The following is a 1713-nucleotide window of genomic DNA, read 5'->3' as shown; positions in this document are numbered from 1 at the left end:
CCCACCGGCAGCAGCCGGGCACGCCGGCGGCACCGGCCGCCCCGGCGCGTCCGGACACGCAGGCGCTGGCCGCGCAGGTCCGCAAGCTGACCCTCGCCGAGCGGGGCGCCGCGGCCAAGCAGGCCTACGGCGCCGCGCCGGCGCGGGCGCCGATCGTCGCGGCCACCCGGACCAGCGCCGACGGGACGTGGGTGTTCGGCACCACCGCCATTCCCGTCCCGGCGAGCAGCGCCGCCGACCCCGAGATCGCGTTCTTCGCGGCCCGCTGGACGGGCCGGGAGTGGCGGGTCGGGCTGTCCGGCGGCACCGCGTTCGGCACCCTGCTCGGCGCGATGCCCGCGACCGTGATGTCCGCGGCGGAGTCCCGCGCGCTGCGCCGCTACGGCGCGCTGTCCGCCGAGCAGGCCGCCGCCGCGGTCAACGGCACCGGCACCGGCGACGGGCTGATGCTGCCGTGGAAGAGCGGCACGTCCTGGACGATGCTGACCGCCGACCCCGCGTCCGCGCAGCGCCCGCTGTCCGCCCTGGCGTTCGCGGGCGGCGACGGGCGCGTCCTGGCGTCCGGCGCGGGCCGGCTCTACCGGTTCTGCGGCGACGGCTCCGGGCCCGCGCTGCTCATGGTCGTGCACGCCAGCGGCGTCGCCACCGTCTACGACCGGGTGCGGGCGGCGGCGCAGCTGCGCGACGGCAGCGTCGTCGGGCGGGGCGACCCGCTCGGCCGCACCGGCACCGCCGGAGCCTGCGGCGGCGCCCCCGCCGCCCGCGCCGAGGTCCGCTTCGACCTGCGCCGCGGTGCCGCGCCCGTCCCGCTGGACGGCGCCGTCATCGGCGGCTGGACGTTCAGCGAGCGCGCGAAGCCGCTGCTCGGCTACGCCGAGCGCGGGCTGCTCCAGGTGCTTCCCGGGGGCCTGATCGCCAACCTCGGCGCGGTCCCCGCGGCGGATGCCCCGCCGTCACCGCCGGCGCCCGGCGACGAGCCGGGCGGCGGCGCAGGATCGGCCGGCGACCCGTCGCCGTCCGCTACCCAGAACAGGAGTCCGAGCGGTGCGAACACGCAACAGTGACGATCCCGCGGTGCCCGCGTGGGCGCTGCGAGCCGTGCTCGCCGGCGCGGTGCTGGTGCTCGCCGGCGCCGCGACCCCGCCGGGCGCCGTCGCCGCGGCGCAGGCGCAGTACTTCCTCTCCTTCTACGCGGGCGTCTTCACGCTGCTCGCGCTGACCGGCGCGGTGATGACCGGGCTGCTGGCCACCGAGCGGCTGATCCTGAAGATCCGGCACCGGGTGCTCGCGCAGGCCGCGCATCGCGCGTGCGCGGTGGTCGCGTCGGTGATGGTCGTCGCGCACATCGCGGTGAAGGTGCTGGGCGGGCTCGCGACGCCCGCGCAGATCGTGGTGCCGACGCCGGACGCGGTCGGCCTCGGCACCGTCGCGTTCGAGCTCATGGTGCTGATCGTGATCACCGGCATCCTGCGGACCCGGTTCGTGGCCCGCGCCCGCCCGTGGGTGTGGCGGTCGATGCACGCCGTCGCCTACATCTCCTGGCCGATCGCGATCCTGCACGGCCTGACCGCCGGGCGGCTCGCGGCGAACTGGGTGGTGCTCAGCTACGTGATGAGCGTCGTCGGCGTCATCATCGCGCTGGCCACCCGGCTGATCGTCGTGATCAAGCCGCGGGAGGTCGGGCGGGCGGGCGACGCCCTCGGCACCGGCGAG

General features: G+C 77.5%; 2 protein-coding genes. Both read left to right on the top strand.

Features of this window, described 5'->3' with window-relative positions:
• A partial coding sequence (locus tag F9B16_RS52155) for a hypothetical protein (RefSeq protein WP_192809420.1) occupies nt 1-1064 on the top strand: 1064 nt, incomplete at its 5' end.
• The coding region (locus F9B16_RS50315; protein ID WP_225992698.1) for a hypothetical protein at nt 1045-1713 on the top strand (669 nt) is incomplete at its 3' end. The genes F9B16_RS52155 and F9B16_RS50315, both read left to right, overlap by 20 nt.

Source organism: Actinomadura montaniterrae, from assembly GCF_008923365.1.
GTDB classification, from domain to species: domain Bacteria; phylum Actinomycetota; class Actinomycetes; order Streptosporangiales; family Streptosporangiaceae; genus Spirillospora; species Spirillospora montaniterrae.
This window is presented reverse-complemented; position numbering and strand designations above follow the sequence as displayed.